The sequence below is a fragment of the Paenibacillus abyssi genome (genome assembly GCF_014640295.1).
Taxonomy (GTDB): Bacteria; Bacillota; Bacilli; order Paenibacillales; family Paenibacillaceae; genus Paenibacillus_D; species Paenibacillus_D abyssi.
In genome coordinates this window covers 103,194-122,750 of sequence record NZ_BMGR01000007.1, presented here as the reverse complement: position 1 = coordinate 122,750, position 19,557 = coordinate 103,194, and the positions used below count along the sequence as shown (strand labels likewise).

General features: G+C 51.0%; 12 protein-coding genes. 3 read left to right on the top strand and 9 right to left on the bottom strand.

All coding sequences use genetic code 11. The features are described 5' to 3' along the window. Positions 1-46 precede the first annotated feature (46 nt). The 3 genes from IEW11_RS11880 to IEW11_RS11870 form a co-directional block, all read right to left on the bottom strand. Positions 47-931 (bottom strand): carbohydrate ABC transporter permease, encoded by an 885-nt coding sequence (locus IEW11_RS11880; protein ID WP_188531281.1) that lies wholly within the window; start codon positions 929-931, stop codon positions 47-49. A gap of 70 nt (positions 932-1,001) precedes the next feature. Next, positions 1,002-2,456: an ABC transporter substrate-binding protein gene (locus IEW11_RS11875; RefSeq protein ID WP_229725193.1), complete on the bottom strand. Its 1,455-nt coding sequence runs from the start codon at positions 2,454-2,456 to the stop codon at positions 1,002-1,004. 219 nt (positions 2,457-2,675) lie between these two features. Then, positions 2,676-4,106, bottom strand: coding sequence for a response regulator transcription factor (locus IEW11_RS11870; RefSeq protein WP_188531280.1), 1,431 nt, complete (start codon positions 4,104-4,106; stop codon positions 2,676-2,678). Positions 4,107-4,186: 80 nt separating this feature from the next. On the opposite strand from IEW11_RS11870, the gene IEW11_RS11865 reads away from it, so the two are divergent. From IEW11_RS11865 to IEW11_RS11855, 3 genes are all read left to right on the top strand, one after another. Next, a complete protein-coding gene (locus tag IEW11_RS11865; RefSeq protein ID WP_188531279.1) occupies positions 4,187-5,989 on the top strand; it encodes a cache domain-containing sensor histidine kinase in 1,803 nt (600 codons plus the stop codon). Between the two features lie 151 nt (positions 5,990-6,140). After that, on the top strand, positions 6,141-7,784 hold the full coding sequence (locus tag IEW11_RS11860; protein WP_188531278.1) for an SWIM zinc finger family protein: 1,644 nt from the start codon (positions 6,141-6,143) through the stop codon (positions 7,782-7,784). After that, positions 7,781-10,717, top strand: coding sequence for a DEAD/DEAH box helicase (locus IEW11_RS11855; RefSeq protein ID WP_188531277.1), 2,937 nt, complete (start codon positions 7,781-7,783; stop codon positions 10,715-10,717). Before IEW11_RS11860 ends, IEW11_RS11855 begins: the two co-directional genes overlap by 4 nt. Before the next feature lie 79 nt (positions 10,718-10,796). On the opposite strand, the gene IEW11_RS11850 is transcribed toward IEW11_RS11855, so the two are convergent. The 6 genes from IEW11_RS11850 to IEW11_RS11825 all read right to left on the bottom strand — a co-directional run bounded on the left by IEW11_RS11850 (position 10,797) and on the right by IEW11_RS11825 (position 19,536). Continuing rightward, positions 10,797-13,427: a PAS domain S-box protein gene (locus tag IEW11_RS11850; RefSeq protein WP_188531276.1), complete on the bottom strand. Its 2,631-nt coding sequence runs from the start codon at positions 13,425-13,427 to the stop codon at positions 10,797-10,799. Between the two features lie 197 nt (positions 13,428-13,624). Continuing rightward, entirely contained in the window at positions 13,625-15,151 is a 1,527-nt protein-coding gene (locus IEW11_RS11845; RefSeq protein WP_188531275.1) for a xylulokinase, read from the bottom strand. A 14-nt stretch (positions 15,152-15,165) separates the two neighbouring features. Then, positions 15,166-15,810 (bottom strand): fructose-6-phosphate aldolase, encoded by a 645-nt coding sequence (fsa, locus tag IEW11_RS11840; protein WP_188531274.1) that lies wholly within the window; start codon positions 15,808-15,810, stop codon positions 15,166-15,168. A gap of 91 nt (positions 15,811-15,901) precedes the next feature. Then, positions 15,902-16,939: an ABC transporter substrate-binding protein gene (locus IEW11_RS11835; protein ID WP_188531273.1), complete on the bottom strand. Its 1,038-nt coding sequence runs from the start codon at positions 16,937-16,939 to the stop codon at positions 15,902-15,904. A gap of 76 nt (positions 16,940-17,015) precedes the next feature. Continuing rightward, positions 17,016-18,005, bottom strand: coding sequence for an ABC transporter permease (locus IEW11_RS11830; RefSeq protein WP_188531272.1), 990 nt, complete (start codon positions 18,003-18,005; stop codon positions 17,016-17,018). A 28-nt stretch (positions 18,006-18,033) separates the two neighbouring features. Further along, positions 18,034-19,536, bottom strand: a complete 1,503-nt coding sequence (locus tag IEW11_RS11825; RefSeq protein ID WP_188531271.1) for a sugar ABC transporter ATP-binding protein — start codon at positions 19,534-19,536, stop codon at positions 18,034-18,036. Between the last annotated feature and the right edge of the window lie 21 nt (positions 19,537-19,557).

Sequence of the window (19,557 nt, the reverse complement as noted above, 5' to 3'; positions counted from 1 at the left end):
GCTATTTGAAAGCTTTTAGCCCGGAAGTACCTTTTTGAAAATCCTGCTACTTTGGCGTTTCCTTGTACAAGAACCTGATAAACTGAGAAGTAATTAACATCACTATAATTAAGAACAACCAGGAGATCGCGGAAGCGTATCCCGTTTCCCAGAACTTAAACGCAACGCGATAAACGCGCAAGCTTAACAATTCCGTACTGACTCCCGGACCGCCGTTCGTTAATGTCCATACTACGTCGAACGATTTGAAGGCATCAATAATGCGAATCAACAGCACAACAAGGATAATCGATTTAAGCTGCGGCAGTGTAATATTCCAGAACATCTGCCACGACGAAGCCCCGTCCATGCTTGCCGCTTCGATCGGATCATCTGATAACGATTGCAATCCCGCCAGCAGCGATAACACGACAAATGGCGTCCACTGCCATACATCGACAAGGATGACGACCGGCATCGCCAGGGCATATTCCCCCAGCCAGTTCGGTCCCGTGATCTCAAACCACGCACTCAAATAGTAGTTGATGATGCCGAAATCCGTATTTAACAGCCACCGCCACATCAATCCGACGGCAACCGGCGTCGCCATCATCGGCAGCAGGAGCAGCATGCGGATAACCGTAATGCCGCGCATTTTACGATTTAACAGCAATGCGATAAGTATTCCTAACACAAACTCTAAGGAAACGGCACCAGCCACATACACCAGCGTGTTCACAAAGGAGCTTTGAATATCCTTGTCCATTAAGGCGCGGGTGAAATTGTCCAGGCCGATAAAACGCCAATTGTCCGGCTCTGTCGCTTTGTAATTCGTCAAGCTCGTCAATAAAGAAAAAACAAACGGCACAATCGTCATCGAGACGAGAATGACCATTGTCGGCACGAACAGCAAATATTTCAAACGGTCTTTATTGGGATTATTCTCTTTCATGGGGCGTTCACTCCGTTTAATGCGGACGCTTGAAGCTGTCTTCAAGCGTCCGCAAGGTTCTGATCTTCAATTAGTATCCGGCCTGCTCCATTAACGATTGCACCTGCTTCGCCCCATCGTCCAACGCTTGCTTCGCATCCTTTTTGCCCGATAAATATTCGCTGACAGCGATTTGAACGGCTTCGGAAACCTGGTCGTAGTTCGTAATCCTCGGACGGCCGACGCCTACCTTTAACGACTCGCCAAGCACCTGGTAATATTCCTTGGACAGCGCATCCGGCAAGGCTTCTGCGGCGACGTAAGCGGAGTTTCTCGTGACATGCTGCTTAAAGTTCAGGTAGCCCTTCTGCACATCCGGACTTGTTAACGCCTCTGCAAGCTCATAAGCGGCTTGCTTGTTGTTCGAATATTTGCTGATACCGATGCCCCACGAGCCGAAGTGCGGCCCGCGTACGATCTCGCCGCCGTTCTCCACGCCCGGGAACACGAAATATCCGGTATCGCCGCCCTCTACTTTAGGATCCAGCTTCATGTCGTGATAGTTCATGCCCATTGCTACCTGGCCGGAGCCGAACACGGTAGCCACTTCATCCCACGTATACGTCAGTACGCCTGGAGGCGTAACCTTGTGTTCGCTGACCCAGCTGCCATACGTTTCCAACGCTTTGACTCCCGCTTCATTGTTAAACACCGGAACCAGATTATCGTCAAAGATCGATCCGCCAAAGTCGCTTAAGAACGATTTGAAATCCACGAAGTTCGCTTCGTGCTTTTTGCCCATCAATGTCGTGCCGTACAGATCAATCTTCCCGTCGCCATCCGTGTCGCGGGTGAAAAACTTCGCGATATCCAAATATTCGTCCAGCGTCTGCGGAACGGCCAGCTCACGGTTATATTGCTGCTGGAACTGCGCTTTGTTCTCCTCATTGTTGAATAAATCCTTGCGATAGCTTACCGTCAGTACGTTCGATTGAATCGGAAGGCTCCAGATATCAAAGCCCTCGGAGACGATTTTGTCCAGATCAATCGTGTCCATCTGCGGCGGATTTTGCTGTGGTGCATCGGCTTTGAATACAGAGGTATCAAGGAACGCTTTAGCGATAAAATCATCCAGCTGCAGCAGCTCCGGGGATTTTGTGTTTTGAATATAAGAGGTCATCGGTTCGATGTGCTGGATGATTTTCGGCACCCATGGCGTATCGATCGCGATCAAATCATAATAGTCGCTCTTTTGCGCCAGTTCGGAGAACACTTTCTCCTGCAGGTTATTATAAGGAAAGGTATCGACTGAAATTTTAATGCCGGATTGCTGCTCATAGGCTTTGGCCGCATCGATAATCGCCTCGGAGCCCGCCTCGACCGTTGCATACAAGACCTTTAATTCTTCCGGTTTGTCAGCTGCTCCAGCCGCGCTTTGGTTATTCCCGGCTGCCTCGCTGGCCGGCTCCGGCGAATTGTTGCTGCAAGCCGTTAAGAGGATGAGCATCGAAAGCGAAATCATCAAAACCATTTTCAGCTTTTTCACGTTGAATTGCCCCTTTTTCATCAAATTTTTCCCGCTGGTGACACATACCTGAATCGCTGCCCTATTCGAGCAGCTTCGTAAGCTGGAGGGCGGTTCCTCCTGCCGCTCTGTTTCTCTTGGCAGTGAAATCGCTTACTTTTGCTTACACCTTTGAGTATAGATATTCGTTCAAGTCGTAAACAGCGGAATAAATTAGCTTGGGGGGAGAAATTTTTAACATTAGGCTTGATCTTCGGCATCGTCAGTTACGGCCATAATTCCATTCGTTTTGCGATATTCCGACGGCGTCAGGCCGAATTCCCTTTTGAACAGGCCGCGGAAGTAACGGTGATCGACATATCCGATCTCATCGGCAATGCCGTTAATATTTTTATCGGTTGTGAGCAGCATGGACTGCGCACGCTTCAAACGGCTGCGGACCAAATATTTCACGAAATTAATTCCCGTCTGCTGCTTGAACATCCGGCTTAACGTAACGGGATGCACGCCCACGGCTTCGGCCACAGATTCCAAGCTGATATTCGGATCGCGGGAGGCATCTACCAGGCGCAGCGCATGCTCAAACCATCCCGAGCCCGTTTGCTGCTCCAGCAGCATCCACGTGCGCACGCCTCCCAGCACAAATTTCCGGATTTTTGCCTGAAGCTCATCCCATGTCTTATGCTTGGCCGCCCATTGCGACCAGTAGTGCATCTTCTCCTCCTCCAAAACAATCACTTCCTGCTTCACGAGCCCTTCATCAAGCAGCGCCATCAGGTTGACGCACTCTTTCTTCAGAGAAGCGAACTTCATCTCCCGCAAGCATACGAGCCACGCGTTCAGCGAGGCTTCCAGACGCTGCTCGTCGCCGATCTTGGCGAATGATAATATTTGCTGGCGCAGCCCCGCCGCCTGTTTTGCCGTTTCCTTCCGCATGGGCTCCGATTTGGCCGGCCATTCCGGATCCCCGCTGAAAAACCGCCTGCTCTCCCATTGGTTCATTCCATGCAGCAGTGCCGGCAAAAACTCCTGCTTCCTGCGGAAGAAGAGCCCATTGTTTCCCGAGGGGGCGTACAGGGCGATGCCCTCATAATCATGATTGACGGCAAAAGACATTAGCGTCTGCTGCCGCATTGATTCCCGGCGTTTGTGCCATTCCTCGGCATGGGGATCGCCAAAGACAATCTCCTTCGCCTGCCGCTCGTCAAACCATAAGCTCGTATTGAAGCATTGAATATCATGAATAAATACATATTGATCCGACAGCTTTGCCAGATCACCCTCTATTTCCTTGCGCAGCGTCTTTTCCATGTCGGACTTTACGCTTTCAACAATTTCACGCAGCTGCTCGCGGTCCGCAGGCTTCAGCAAATAATCGATCGCACCCAGCTGCAGCGCTCGCCTTGCATAGCCAAAATCGTCATAGCCGGATAAAATGGCCACATGGGCCCCGGGGCATGTGCGTTTGATTGCGCGCAAAATTTCCAGCCCGTCGATCTCCGGCATGCGAATATCCAGAAATACCAGATCCGGCTGCACGGTTTCAATCTGCTCCAGGGCAAGGCGCCCGAACTGCACATCAAACAGCTGCTCCTCCGGAAACAGCGTTTTCAATTTATAAATGATGCTTTCGCGGACTTCTTTTTCATCATCGGCAACACAGATCTTCATCCGGTTTCAACCCCTCGCAAGGATTCTTTGTCATTATGTCGAAATTACTGTACATCACGCACATAAGGGGGCAAAAATTCATGAGACGCCTGCTGCATTCCCTTAAAAGAAGGATCGGATACCTGTCCCTGAAATATAAATTGTTTATCCTCCTCCTGGCTATCACGATCTTTCCCATTGCGCTGGTGAGCTACAGCTCCCAGTATTTCATGGTTCGGTCCAGCACAGAGTATACCTCATCCATATCGTCCCAGTATGTCCAATTTGTCTCTAGGGATATTACAAACTATTTACAAGACGTAAGTCAATCCTTCGATACGCTGTTTACGAATTCCGAATTTCAAAAATTTCTTGAAGCCCCCGAAAACGACTTGGCACAACAGGCCAATCATATCATCAACTTCCGGCCCGTATTGAAAAACGCCCTTCAATTACGCAACGAAACCGTCGGCGTGCTGTATCTGGATACCTTGGGCAAGGTCTATTTTGATTCCTATCAGGAAAAATTGAACCATAGCTATACTTTTGAAGAAGACCCTTTGTATCAAAGTGTTTATTCCACAACCAAACTAAAACTGACCGTCCCCCATCAAATGAATTATGTTCAGCTGACGCCGGAAAACGTCTTTTCAGTCGTCCGTCCGATCATTAATCTGCGCACGGGAGAATTCAATTCCTGGTTCGTGATTGAGATTCGTGCAGACAAAATTAAAAGCATGCTCAGTGATATTGAATACGGTCAAGGCGGCAATCTCATTCTGTATGATTATGCAAGCCATACCGCCGTTTCCAATGCAGATACGGACCCGGCCGTGCTCCGCGACTTTAGGAACGCACTCGATTCGCATTCCGGGGCTGATCCGAAGCTGATGTTTTCATCGAATGGCGAGCAATACGAGACGACCTATGCCAATCTCCCCTATGGAGAGTGGAAGCTCGTATGGATGGCTCCGCTAAGCAGCCTGACCAAAGGCGTGGAACAGGCCTACAATCTGACGATCCTTATTGCCATCACGAGTCTGGCCGTTGCGTTAATCGTCTCCTTTCCTGTCATGAATACCATTCTGCGGCCGCTTTACAAGTTAAAAGGGGGGCTCCAAAGCCTGGGAAGAGGGACTTACGTTCCCATCGAAATCCGCCACAGCAATGATGAAATCGGATTTGTTATCCAAAGCTACAACAAAATGCTGTATGAGCTGCAGAGCATGGAACAGGAGGTCTACCAGTCTAAGCTGAAAGAAAAGGAACGCGAGCTGCTCCAGCTGCAGGCACAGATCAACCCCCATTTCCTGTTCAACACACTGGAAACCATCGAGTCGTACGCCGTTAAAAATAATGGGGATGCCGTAGGTGTAATGGTGCAGTCCGTATCGCGCATGATGCGGTATACCGTTCGGAACGACGGGGGCTGGGCGCCGCTGAAAGAGGAGATCGCCTATATTCACAACTTTCTGAGGATTCATTACTACCGGAACGGCACGGATGTTATGGCTCATTTCGAATTGGATCCGGCAGCGCTTGAGATTCCCATTATGAAGCTGAGCATTCAACCCTTCGTCGAAAATGCAATCAAATACGGATGGAGTCCTACGATGAGCGGGGAAGAGTTTATTCTGACCGTGAAGGCCGAGCTGCAGAATCATATGCTGCATCTATCGATTCGCGATACAGGGGCTGGAATGCTGCCGGATGTGCTGAACAAGCTGTCAAAGCTGATTGAAACCGGCGGCGAGGAGATGGATTCTTATTTCCGAATGCATACCGGTATTTTCAACGTCCACCGCAGATTTCTGCTGGCATTCGGCAGCTCGGTCAATTTTCGCATCACGTCGCAGCCTGGACAAGGCACTTTCGTAGAGATTCAGGTGCCGCTCAAGGGGTGAGCCGCGAAGCAGGAACGAACGGTATGGGTGGAATGCAAAATCACATCCGTTTGGAGCGTTCTTTGCCAAGAGCGAAGCTGCCAATGAAAAATGCTATAATGAGTGGACAATGAAAGAATAGAGACCAAGTTAATCAGGAGACGGATCGACAATGAAACAACGCTATACCTTGAACGATGCCCAGTGGGATATCCTCTTGCAGGATGTGGCGCTTAACTTTGACGATCTCACCATAAAGCGAGGGTTCAATTACTATAAACAAGGGCGTGTCCATCAGTTTACGATGCCCGATCCTGGGCAGATTGAAGCGATCGTCGAAGGAAATGAACCATACCGCGTCGGGATCAATTTAGACTCTTTTGGCGTAAGCCATTGCACCTGTCCGTTTGAAAATGGATGTAAACACATGATTGCCGTCCTGCTTGATTACACAGAACAGCAAGGCCGATCGGTTCATGCGCTCGTCAACGCCAAAGTAACGGCCAATCCTAAGCAAGCCTATAAGCCTGCTCCCGGGCATGTGCCGGGTCGGCCTGTGATACAACGGGTTGAGACGGGAAACGAAGCCAAAATAAAAGAAAGAGCAGTCTATATACAAAGTATGCAAATATCGGAGTGGCATGAGCTCTTTGAACTGATCACAGCTCCGCTGGCCAATAACACCCGAAATACGAGGTATGCCAGTGACGCCCTGATATCCATCGATAGAGCGAAATCCCCGCTAACGCCTGCCCTGGAGCAGCTGTTTGAACTGCACGCGCGCCTCTATGTACTTGGCACATTGGCGACACAGCCGCAGAATCAATTATATACCTCGGAAGCTTTTTGGGGATATCATACCCTGATTGCCGCTTCCGAATTACAGGAGGACATCCGCCAACGTCTTGATCGTGAACTGAAGATCACAACGGACTCGGAGCACTGGCACCGCGTTGCCGAGACGTTAGCTTATTTGCGCGGGCATATGTTGGGAAAATCGAAATTCAATAACTTTTTTTACAATTCATACGAACAGCTCTGGAGAAATTGGATTTGCCCCACCCTAAGCGGCGCGGAGTTTTACTTGGAGGAGCTGCAGCAATTAACATTTGCCGAAGCGGAGCTTGGCGCCTCTCTTCAACGGAGCTCCTTGATACTCGCCCAGTGCTGGATGCATTTCTATCTATTTAACGATCAAGAAGCATGGACGCTGTTAAATGGAACAAGGAACATAAACGCTTTCCAGCCGGACAGCGTATTGCCTTTCTTGTCCGCTCTGTCGGATGCGGAGGATTGGCCGCGATTATTGGCTTGGTTAGTCGAGCTTGACCCCCTTCTGGGCAATCTTCGAAACGACAGCTTGGATGAATATTTCGTCTATTGGGAAACAGCCGCTGGGCACTTGCCCGGGGCCAATCAGCCGATGTGGGATGCGCTTATCCGCAGACTTCCATTCTCTCGCAGTCAGTATGAGCAAAAACTGCTCGCGCATGGTAAATGGCAGCAGTGGATCGACTACCAGCTAAGCAGAGGAAGCGAGCCGCTGGATTATCGCGTCAGCGTGCTGCAGCCGATGGAGAAACACGCCCCGGAAATGCTGCTACCCTTCTATCACCAGGCCGTTGAACGATATATCCTGAACAAAAATAGAGACAGCTATAAATCTGCGGTGAAGCTGTTAAAGCGGCTTGCCAAATTGTATACAAAAATGAAGCAGGAAGCCCGCTGGGAGCTGTTCATCGCCGCATTAACCGATCGCAACAGCCGGCTTCGCGCCCTGCAAGAGGAGCTGCGGAAAGGGAAACTGATACCATGAGCAAACACATCCAAACCATCACAGTAGAGATCAGCTTGAGCGACTATGGAGATGCGCTCATATATGGATCGACAAATACGCATGACGATGTGCCCGGCCTCTACCTGAAGCAGCGTTTATTCGCATGGCACGAGGCTTCCTTCTATGGCACTGACCTGACAATCCGGCAGGTTCAGAATATCGAGCTGGTGGTTCTCCCTGCCGAGCTGGTCATTCCTTTCTTCGCCGATCCGAGGCTCCTCGGGCATATCGAATGGGTATGGAGCGACAATGCAGCACAAATCGTGCAGCTTGCCCCCTTGCTGGATGCTTGTATAAAGGAGAAGAAGTATGTCCCGAGCTTCTCCGATTTTCAGGACGGCAAGCTGAAATGGATATGGGATGAACACGACGCGTCAAATGAAATCATACAATCCACACTGGACATGAAGGACGCGAGCTTGATCGATGGATTGCGCTCGGCGTTCTCTGCCGCTGTTTTTCACCGCTGGTATGGAACGGAAACGGCAGCTGCCGATCTGCGAAGCGATTATCCGCTGCTGTTTGCCAGAAATAAGGGGCCAGCTGCAGGACTCGATGCGCGGGCATGGCTGGTTGCGATCGGCTGGAAAGACGATACTGCACCTTTCCGGCCTGTTCTGCAATTGCTGGAGCCGGAAGAAGATATCGAGCCGGCTTGGCGCCTTCAGCTCGTTCTCCAGGACAAGCATGATGCGGCGGTGCTTGCGCCTATACAGCTGGCTGCAGACGGAACAGCAGCCGGCTCCTGGCCGGCTGCTTGGTCGCCTCACGTGCGTGAGCGTTCTACAGGCTGGCTGGAACGCCTGCGCGCATGCCTGCCGGCAGAACAATTCACGGGCGGCAGCGAAGATGTGTTAAACAGCCCGCTGAACGATGAAGCGGCCTGGCAGTTCTTGACGGCCTCCAGCAACCGTCTGCTGGAGGCCGGCTGGCAGGTGCTGCTTCCGGCTTGGTGGGAAGCAGCAAGACGGAAGCAGCCGAGGCTTCGCGCCAAGGTCGCCTCAGGCGCAGGAAGCAGATCCGGCAGCTCGCTGTTCGGGCTCGATTCGATTATCGATTTCGATTGGCGCATTGCCATCGGCGAGGCTGATCTCACCGAGGCCGAGTTTGCAGCGTTAGTCGCCCGCAATGAACGGCTGGTCCGCTTCAAAGGGCAATGGATTCAGCTTGACCCTGAACTGCTTGCGCAAATCCGCAGAGCGATGGCAAGCATGGACAAGACGCAAGGACTGTCTTTTCAGGACGTCCTCCAGCTTCATCTGCTGGGAAGCGGCGATACGCCTGAAGATGGCACGGCGGAGAATTCAGGGGGAATCAAGCTCGAAGTTGAACTGAATGAACACATGGAGAAGCTTATCCGCCAGCTCGGCCGGCAGTCCGAATGGCCAATGCCTGAGGTGCCCGCCGGACTGCGCGCAGAGCTTCGCCCTTACCAGCTCGAAGGTTATGCCTGGCTGGCTTTTCTGCGGCGCTTTGGACTTGGCGCCTGTCTGGCCGACGACATGGGTCTGGGGAAAACCGTGCAGTTGATCGCTTATTTGCTTCATCTTAAGGAGCACATGACGGGTTCCGATACGAAGCGCCCTTCCCTCATCATTTGTCCGACTTCGGTGCTTGGCAACTGGCAGAAGGAATTAAGCCGGTTTGCCCCGTCACTTGACGTCATGCTTCACTATGGCAGCAAACGTCTCAGCGGCGAGGCGTTTCACACGGTGGCCGGACAGACCGATGTCGTTCTTACCTCTTTTGCCACTTCAACGCTTGATCAGGAGATGTTCAGGGATTTCACCTGGGCCGCCATTTGCTTAGACGAAGCGCAGAACATCAAGAACGCCCAGACCAAACAATCGTCGGCCATTCGAAGCTTTCCTTCCGGACATCGGATTGCGCTCACCGGAACGCCCATCGAAAATCGGCTATCGGAGCTGTGGTCCATATACGACTTTATAATTCCGGGTTATCTGGGCAGCTCGCAAGCGTTCCACAACCGGTTCAGCAATGCTATAGAAAAAGAACGTGACGAGAAACGAACGGCAGATTTACAAAAGCTGGTCAAACCGTTTATGCTGCGCCGCAAGAAAAAAGATCCTGCTATACAGCTCGATTTGCCGGATAAGAATGAAATGAAGACGTATGTCCATCTGACTGCCGAACAAGGCGCGCTCTATGAGCAGACCGTCAATCAGCTTATGGAACGGGTGCAAAAGCTGGAAGGCATTGAACGCAAAGGCGCCATTCTCTCCGCGCTGACCCAGCTTAAGCAGCTCTGCAACCACCCGATGCTCATCACGAAGGAAGCCCTTCCCGAGCCTTCCGGGGCCGCTGGCGGCAGATTCGATTCCGGCATGCTGATCGACCGGTCCTCCAAGCTGGAGCGCCTGCTTGCCATGGTGAAGGAGCTGCGGGAAGAAGGCGAGCGGTGCCTTATTTTCACGCAGTATATCGGCATGGGACAGCTGCTGCAGCAAGTGCTGCGGCAGGAGCTTCAAGAGCCCGTTCTGTACCTGAACGGAAGTACATCCAAATCCGCCCGTGACCGCATGATTGAGCAATTTCAATCCACTACGCTGCCGGAGGATGAGCAGCCCAGCGTGTTTATTCTCTCGCTCAAAGCGGGGGGCGTAGGCCTTAACCTTACCGCAGCGAACCATGTATTTCACTTCGACCGCTGGTGGAATCCGGCCGTCGAGAATCAAGCGACAGACCGTGCTTACCGCATGGGTCAAACCCGTGACGTGCAGGTACACAAGTTCATCTCACTCGGCACGCTGGAGGAGCGCATTGACGAGATGCTGGAGAACAAGCAGCAGCTAAGCGACAATGTCATCTCCAGCTCCGAAGGCTGGATTACCGAGCTGTCGACGGATGCGCTGAGGGACCTCTTTACCTTACGGCAAGATTGGATGGATTAGATCATTTATCAGCAAGCTCAGGCCTGTCCCCGCTCAGAAACGAGCGTGGGGACAGGCCTGTCTGTTCAACTTGTTTGGTTCAGCACTCACTGGCAAAAAATTTGCGGATCATCTCAAGCACATCTCGGCTGCGGATCGGTTTACTTATATACTCATCCATTCCTGACGCGAGGCATTTCTCCCTGTCCCCCTTCAGGGCATTGGCCGTAACTGCGATAATAATTGGGCAATCCGCCGGCTTCAACGCGTCCTTTATGATTGTCGTCGCTTCAAATCCGTTGATTTCCGGCATGTGCACATCCATAAAAATCAAATCAAAGGACGCGGTAAGCGCCATTTCAACAACCTCGCTCCCTCTCTCTGCAATCTGCACCTTGTGCCCTTGTTTGGCAAGGATTTTACTGAGAACCATTTGATTGATTTTATTGTCTTCCGCAACCAAAATTCGCAGTGGCTGTTGGAGGGACGGTTCATGCAGCTGTGTAGGCTCCAGACTTTTGGCCTCCTTCCACTCCTTCTCTCTCAGCTCGACGGTAAAGAAAAACTTCGCTCCCGGCTCCTCTGTTGCTTCCAGCCAAATTTCACCGCCCATCAGATTAACCAGCTTTTTGCAGATTGCCAGCCCAAGTCCCGTCCCTTCGGCTTCACGCGTCATTAAATTATCCAATTGTTTGAACGGCTCGAATAATTGGTCTGCCTGATCTTTGGGGATGCCTGTGCCCGTATCTTTTACCATAAACTTTAATTTTATCTTTTTATCAGCCTGAGCTTCCTTCCAGGCAGCGATTGAAATCCCCCCTGTTTTTGTAAACTTAATCGCATTGCTGATCAGGTTCATCAAAATTTGCTTCACACGCTTCTCATCACCTACAAGCATCACAGGGATGTCAGAGCTTACGGAAAAAGAAATATGAAGCTGCTTTTCTTGGGCTTTATACGACAGAACACTCACCGATTCCAGGATAGTCGCTCTGACGTCAAAGGGCGACTCAATGAGCTCTGCCTTACCGGAATCGATTTTGGAAAAATCCAGGATGTCGTTAATAATTTTAAGCAGGGTATCACCGCTTTTACGAATAACCTCCAAATATCCCCTCTGCTCTTCATCCAGCGTTGGGGTCTCCATGAGCAGATCCGTCATCCCGATTACGCCGTTCATCGGCGTCCGGATTTCATGGCTCATCATGGCGAGGAATTCTGTCTTTGCTTTGTTAGTCGATTCGGCCGTTTCCTTGTCGATGATCAACTTCTTCTGTTCGGTAATATCCTTGGCAATGATATAATAACCGACGTTCCTCCGATTAATGATAATCGGAGCGATTGTCGCCAGCACCTCTACTGCATAACCCTCTTTATGATGGATCCGATCGATGTTTTTCTCCACTGAAGCATCCATCAATGAATGAGAGAGGATCTCTTTTATACCTTTTTTTTCGATAAGCCGGGATATATTAAGCCCTACCATTTCTTGAATGGCATAACCGGTCATCTCTTGGGCCACTATATTGGCGTTTATGATGTTTCCTTCCAAATCGAGTGACATGACCGCATCGTGATTATATTTTTTCAGTGAGGTATATCGTTCGATGGTCTCCTGCAGCTTGAACTCCACCAGCTTGCGCTCTGTAACGTCCTGGACGGTTCCGTTGATTCTGAGAGGCACTCCCGTCTCCGAATAGGACACAACGCCTCTGATATGCAGATATTTATCTGTACCGTCTTTATTTATCATACGGAATTCAGCTGCGAGATCATGATGGCCGTCCTTCATGGCCATTTCAATCTCCCTATGGAACCATTGTTGATCTTCTACGGGCACCAAATCGGTCAGCTGCAGCGGCCTGTTCTGGAGCTCGTCTTCTTCAAAATTATAAATTCGACGCAGCTGATCAGAGAAGGAAACTTTGTTACTGCAAATATCCCACTCCCAACTGCCGATTATTGCGATTCGCTCGGCTTCGGCGATAATGTCCTGCTGCTTTTTGCGTTCCGTAATTTCTCTTCCGATCACAACGACGACGATGCTGCCGCTCTCACCATTGAGCTTCTTTACCCGGGTTTCGAACCACAAATATTCGCCGTTTTTATGCCGAATCCGGAACTGGCAAGGATTCCCGTGTTCTTTGCTCGCGGCAAGACCAGGAATGTCCCCCTGATGAAACAGAAGCTCCTCTGTACTGCCGATAAGCTCATCAGATGTATAACCTAATATATCCTTAACGGACGGAGAGCAGTACGCGATGATGCCTTCCTCCGAGCATTGATAAATAATATCTTGCGTGTTTTCCGCGATCAGCAGGTACAGCTCCTCTGCCTTTAACAGCTCACGCTCCAGTTCCTTTTTCTCAGTTATATCGTTGAATTGCAGCATAATACAGGTTGGCATTGCCGGAATTTCATCTACGATTCGTAACAGGTTAAGGGATACATGGACGACATGGCCGTTTTTGTGTAGAAGGCGTCTTTGCGTGTCTATGGATTCCGTCGTACCTTCCAAAAATTGCTTCAGGTCATCCAATCGTTCTTCGGGATGAATAATGTCCATAAACGTACGTATCATCAATTCTCCGCATGAATAACCCAGCATTCTGCATAACATCGGATTGGCATTCATCCACTCCCCCTTGGGCGTAATCAAAGCGATTCCGTTAGACGAGTATTCGAAGATCCGTTTCGAAAAGGATTCATTATGGATTGGTATATGTATCATCGGGTCACAACCCCTTTTTGCTAAGAAATTGCATATGGTTGTTGCATATTCTGCGGCCAGTTTCGAGTACATCGCCCCACGGACACACTACTTTACTTTTTACCCGTTCGCCAAGCCGTCAATCATAAAATTGGATATAATATACAGCAAGCAAAAGCGGCTGACATTAGCAATTAAAAAAAGCAGCCGCCACCGGGTTAGCCCTGTGACAACTGCTTGTTCCATTCCTGTTTTAGTTCAGCCAGAACATCGTACTCACTTATCAGCTTTTCATACAGTCTTTGTTGCAGAAGATAACCTTTCCGCATGACGCCGGAACCTCTCTTATCCGGCTGACAGCTCACACCAGGTGAGAGCATATGCAGCTTCGCTTCATTATAATCCGCAAACCAACCCACTGCCACACCCCCCATCATGGCTGCCCCCAATGAGCTTGCCTCGACGGTATGCTCATTCATGCGAATTGGGGTTTCCAGCACAGTGGATAAGATATGCTGCATCACTTGGCTTCTGGCCGCCCCTCCGATCACTTGATAGGCCTTAACTTTCCGGTCTGGATCCAAACAATCGGCAATGGAACGCAGGTGGTAACCGATCCCTTCCATCACCGCCCGCAGCAGGTGGCCGCGCGTATGACCAGCGTCCAGACCAAAGAACAAACCTCTGGCATGCGGATTCCAAATGGGAGAGCGTTCACCTAATAAATAAGGAAGAAAGATAATGGCCTCTGAGCCCCATGGTACACGAGAGGCTTCAGCTTCTGCTTGTGCATAAGAGATTCCGCCACCGATCACCTTCACCGCCCATTCATAAGCGGCGCCGGCCGTTTGCATCGTGCCTAATGCATGGTATGAATCAGCGTCCTGCCCACACATCGTGAAGACCCGCTGTTGTTCATCCAATAGCGGTTGACGCACAGCTTTGGAGACCCAAGCTGTCGTCCCCATATTAATATATCCATCGCCGGCCTCCAAGGCGCCTGCCCCGACCGCCGCGCAAGCACCGTCTCCCCCGCCAAGCACGACTGGCGTGCCGGCCAACAACCCCGTCTCATGAGCAGCAGCTTGAGATACTGGGCCAATTATCGATGCAGACGGAAGAATCTCGGGCAGTAATTCCGGTTCCAGACCCAGCTCCCGTAGGATCGCTTCATCCCATGCCGCCTCATTCACATTATATATTCCCGTTAAAGAAGCATCGGAGAAATCAGTCACGCCTAATTGTCCTGTCATCCGGTAAGCCAAATAATCTTTGGCCTGCAGGAAATATGCCGTACTGCGGTAAATTTCAGGCTCGTTTTCTTTCAACCATAACATCTTTAATAACGGATAGTGGCTGTCAATCCGATTGCCGGTTGCGGAGTAGAATAGGTCTTTATCCACCCGTTCAAATACATACCGCTCCAATACGGTGCTGCGTGTATCGGCATGGATCAAGGAAGCCCGAAGGGGCGTGCCGTCCTTACCGATCGGGCACCCTCCCATCATGTGTCCGCTGAATGAAATGGCGGCTATCGACGTTGGAGTTATTTTGTCCAGAACCTTCCTTGTTGTAACTGCTACCGCATGCCACCAATCGGAGGGATGCTGTTCAACTTCACCGCCATGCCCGATATGAGTCGGATAAGTCAATGATGCGGATGCAGCAATGCGTCCATGCCGGTCGAAGGCCGTACATTTATGGCTTGAGGTGCCAAGATCATGAGCAAGAATGTATTCGGCCATCATTGTCCTCCTTTTTACAGACCTGCATCTTCCCAATCTTTCAGAAACTGCTGCAAGCCAATATCCGTCATTGGATGCCGCATCATGGACATCAATACCGGATAGGCCATCGTTACCGCATCCACACCTAACTGCAGCACATCCAGCACTTGTCTAGGACCGCGTATGCTGGCCGCAATGACCTTTGTATCGAATCCGAGCATCCGGTATGCATTCACGATTCCGCGGATGAAATCGGCGCCCGACCAGCCTGTATCATCTACCCTGCCCAGATACGGACTAACATAGTTCACCCCTGCTTTGGCCGCGAGAATAGCCTGGGGAACAGAGTACACAAGGGTCATGTTCGTCTCAATGCCCTCTTGGGCTAAGCGGCTTGCCGCTTTAATGCCTTCTGCGCCCATCGGCAGCTTGACGACGGCCCTGGGTACCCAGGTCGAGATCTCCCGCGCTTCATGAACCATTCCTTCCGCTTCCGTGGCGACGACCTCACACCATACTTTTCCCGGGACGATGCTTCCGATTTCTTGAATTAGTTCTTTGAATGGCCGGCCTTCTCTCGCCACTATTGACGGGTTTGTGGTGACCCCCTCCAGGATGCCCAGGCTAACCGCCTCTTTAATCTGCCCGATGTTTGCTGTGTCCACGTACAATTCCATAACTGCGATGCCTCCCATGCGATTTCATTTTGAAAAAAAAAGAGCAAACGTCTGAGGATCGGCTTCTTCCTCAATCATTTGCTCCTTTTGATTATTCGTAGAGCACGGCTTGGATTTCTTCGTTGTCAATGTTCGTTTTGTCGTACCAGTAGAACCCGGTATCGATTTCTTTTTCCACGGTCTCTCCTTTGACTGCTTGAACAGCGGCCTTTACCGTTTCATAACCGATACCGATCGGATTTTGCGTGATCGCGCCGGCCATTGCACCGCTGCGGATCGCATCGATCTGCGCTTTGCCGGAATCATAACCGATCACAACCACCTTACCTGCCATCTGCATTTCGTTGACTGCATTTAATACGCCGATTGCCGAACCTTCGTTGGCGCCGAAGAAGCCTTTTAAGTTCGGATGCGCTTGCATGATTGCTTTGGCCAAGTCCGTTGATTTCAAATGGTCGCCGCCGCCGTATTGAATGTCAACGATTTTAATATCCGGGTATTTCTCTTCGATCGTATTCTTAAATCCGTCGCGGCGGTCAATTCCTGTACGGCTCGTTTGGTCGTGTACGATAATGGCCACTTCGCCTTCGCCGCCGATGAGCTCCGCCATTTTGTCAGCTGCCAGCCCTGCAGCCGCGATGTTATCCGTCGAAGCGGTTGCCAGCGGAATGTCGCTTTCTACGCCGGAGTCAAAAGCGATGACTGGGATATTGGCCTCTTGCGCTCTTTGCAGCAGCGGAATGGATGCCTGGCTGTCGAGTGCCGCGAACCCGATAGCGCTTGGTTTCTTATCCAGGGCGACCTGCAGCATCTCCAGCTGTTTATCCACCTGTGCTTCCGTCTCCGGACCCTCGAACGTAATTTCCACGTCGAACTCGGCTGCCGCCTTCTCCGCTCCCTGCCTTACCGCCTGCCAGAATTGATGCTGGAATCCTTTGGAGATAACAGGAATGTACAATTTATCGCCTGTCGATGCGGGTTCACTCGCATTGCCGCCTGCAGCCGTCTCCGTGCCTCCTGTATTGCCGCCTTGGTTGGTGCCTGTGTTCGTATTTGTACCTGATGAACCGCAAGCGCTAAGGGCAATAAGCGTGATGATCAAAACCAAGACAAGTGAAAACTTCTTCATTCGAATCTCCCCTTTTACCGTATGTGTTTGTTTTGTTGTATGTCATCTCCATGCTCGGAGATCATACCGAATCCGCCTAGGCCTTCCGTCTTCTTAAGATATCCGCATATACCGCCAGGATGATGACAAAGCCGACAACGACCGTCTGCCACTCCTGCGGAACGGACATAATGCGCAGGCCATTCGTTAACACGCTCATGATCAGGGCGCCGATCACCGTTCCGACGATCGTCCCTTTACCGCCGCTCAGCGATGTGCCGCCAATGACAACCGCAGCGATTGCTTCCAGCTCATAGCCCATCCCCAGCGCAGGCTGTGCCGAATTCAGGCGCGAGGCCATCAGAACGCCCGCAAGTCCGGTAAATGTACCCGTAATGGTGTAGATGACGATTTTCCAGTAGTTGACGTTGACCCCGGATAAGCGGGTCGCTTCTTCATTACTGCCAATCGCAAAATTCATACGTCCGATAATGGTCTTAGATAGAATGATGCTGCCGATAATTGCTGTCAGGAAGAAGATCAGCACTGCATTAGGAATCGTGAAGCCGGGAATGACCTTTCCGATCAGCGAACCAAGTGAAATGTCGGAGAAGCCCGGTGTGTTCGTAAAATAAATCGGCTTCGTGCCGGAGATGATGAGCGCCAGTCCTTTGGCGATCATCATCATCGCCAGCGTGGCGATGAACGGCGGAATTTTCATTCGGGCGACTGCGGCGCCAGATAATAAACCGCAGAGCGCACCTGTCATAATGCCGCCCAAGATGCCCAGCGGAACCGGCATTCCCCACACGGTAATGAATACCCCGGTCATGACAGCGCTCAGTGTCATCACCGTTCCGACGGACAAGTCAATGCCGCCCGTAATAATGACGAAGGTAGAACCCAGGGCAAGCACGCCGATAACGGCCGTTGATAACAGAATCCCGATAATATTCGAGAATTGAAAGAAATTACTCGATGATAACGAGAAGAATACAATTAATAGAATTAAACTGCCGAAGGCAAGAAACTGCTGTAAAAATGCGGAGTTGAACGCCATCGATTTCTTCACTGACGTCTCTTTCATCCGGCTCCCCCCTTGTCTGAATTAAACATTATCCTACGCGCTTCGTGGCATAGCTCATGATCGTCTCCTGCGTGACCTCATGGTTCCCCAGCTCAGCTGTAATCCGACCCTCGCACATCACCAGAATGCGATGGCTTAATCGCAGAATTTCCGGCAGCTCCGAGCTGATCATAATAATCGATTTGCCCTCCCTGGCGAGCGTATCAAGCAGCTTGTAAATCTCACCCTTGGCACCCACATCGATGCCGCGCGTCGGCTCGTCGAAAATCAGGATGTCGCAATCCCGGGTCAACCATTTCCCAATGATGACCTTCTGCTGATTGCCGCCGGAGAGGAACTTGATCGGCTGATGGATACTCGGCGTCTTGACTTTCAATTCGTCGACCACCTTATCCGACACGTTAGCAATATCCGTATCGTTCATCCATCCGAAGCCCTTGGAGAATTTGCGCAATGACGCGACCGCCACATTCGCTTTGACATCCATATCGAGCAGGCAGCCATACTGCTTCCTGTCCTCCGACAAGTATCCGATTCCCTGCCGGACCGCCTCATGCGGACCTGCAATGCTCACTTTCTTGCCGTGAATGTAGATTTCTCCCGAATCGATCGGATCCGCGCCGAAGATGGCCCTTGCCACTTCCGTACGCCCCGCTCCCACCAAGCCTGCTACGCCAAGAATTTCTCCCTTTTTAAGCTGGAAGCTGATATCCTTCAGCTGCTTGCCGCGATTAAGTCCTTTTACCTCCAGTACAATCTCGTTGTTTTCCTGTCGTGGATCCGGTGTGGAGGTATGGTAGATTTGCCTGCCCACCATCATCGCGATAATCTGGTCGATCGAGACCTCTTCCGTCGGAACGGTATCAATGTAGCTTCCATCCCGCATCACCGTGATCCGGTCCGTAATGCGCTTCAATTCCACCATACGGTGGGAAATATAGACGATGCCTACCCCTTTGCCGCGCAAATCTTCAATCATGCGAAACAGGTCTTCAATCTCGGCATCACTGAGCGCTGCGGTCGGCTCATCCATAATGAGCACCTTCGATTCATAGGAAATGGCCTTAACGATTTCCACCATCTGCTGCTTGGCGACGGTTAATTCCGATACCAGGGTACGCGGGTCAAGATCCAGATTGATTTGCTGGAATAATGCTCTTGCCTGCTCATTCATGGCTTTCTCATCGAGAAACAGCCGCCAGGCTTTTCTCGGCTCGCGGCCGATAAATATATTCTGGGCAACGGTTAGATCGGGTGCCAGATTCAGCTCCTGGTGAATCATGCTGATTCCGAGCTCCTGAGCCGCTCTCGTGCTCAGGATATCCACCTCTTTGCCTCTGTAAATGACCTGTCCTTCATCCTTTTGATAAACGCCGGTCAGCACCTTCATCAAGGTCGACTTGCCTGCGCCGTTCTCGCCGACCAATGCATGCACTTCTCCGGCCCTTAACTCCAAGCGGCAATCCTTCAGCGCCTGCACGCCGGCGAAGCTTTTATGAATCCCTTCCATCTGTACAAGGACCTCGCTCATTTGACCACCTCTCCTCCTGAG